Here is a 1033-nt window from a genome sequence, read left to right as displayed (position 1 = left end):
AGGCAACACCATTCTTGGCGGTGACGACAAATCTGGCATCGCTGCCATCATGGAAGCAGTGCGTTGCATTCAAGCTGAAAACCTAGAACACAAAACGCTCGAATTGGCGTTCACTGTACATGAAGAAGGTGGCCTGTTCGGTTCTGAATACTTCGATATGTCTCACGTAACCTCAACAGAAGCGATCGTACTGGACACAGGTGGCCCAATTGGAACTATCGTAACGGCTGCTCCGGGCCAACAAAAGATCGTCGCAACCATCAAAGGCCGCCCTGCACATGCAGGTCTTGCGCCGGAAGAAGGCATCAGCGCGATCATGGTTGCGGCAGACGCAATCAACCAAATGAAACTGCTTCGCATCGACGAAGAAACCACAGCGAACATCGGCATGGTCAACGGTGGTCAGGCAACCAACATTGTGATGCCAGAGCTTAAAATCGTTGCTGAAGCTCGCTCTCTAAATGGAGAGAAACTAGAAGCCCAAGTCAACCACATGATTTCAACATTTGAGTCGGTATGCGAAAAACATGGCGCAGAAGTAGAAATCGAATCTAGCCGCGCGTACGACGCCTTTGTTATCGAAGAAGACAACGCGCACGTAACCGCAATCAAAGCGGCGTTTGCAAATATGGGTATCGAAGCGTTCACGAAAGGCACTGGCGGCGGCAGCGATGCGAACAACTTCAACAAGAAAGGTCTGACAACCGTGAATCTATCTACGGGTATGGCTAAAGTGCACACCACGGAAGAGTTCATCGCCGTTGACGATATGGTAAAAATCTCTGAGTTCGTTAAGCATTTTTTGGTGAAGTAGAACTGTGAATTAAAAAGATTAAAACAGCCCTCACGAAATACTGAGGGCTATCGATGGGATAACCTAGGCAGCTCGATTGTCATACAATGCCGTGATTTGATCTTTCAAGGAATGCAAAAACGCCGTATTCGGAGTATTTTCTGAATACAACTCAAACTCTTTCGAATTGTAAAAATACTCGCTTGCTGATGAATACAGAACTTTACTAAAAGACAGCGT

The 1033-nt window shown here is 47.0% G+C and carries 1 protein-coding gene; it reads left to right on the top strand.

From position 1 onward, the window contains the following. The coding region (locus R8N28_RS27160; RefSeq protein WP_318183908.1) for a M20/M25/M40 family metallo-hydrolase at positions 1–814 on the top strand (814 nt) is incomplete at its 5' end. Between the last annotated feature and the right edge of the window lie 219 nt (positions 815–1033).

The organism is Vibrio sp. Vb1554 (assembly GCF_033344235.1).
This window is presented reverse-complemented; position numbering and strand designations above follow the sequence as displayed.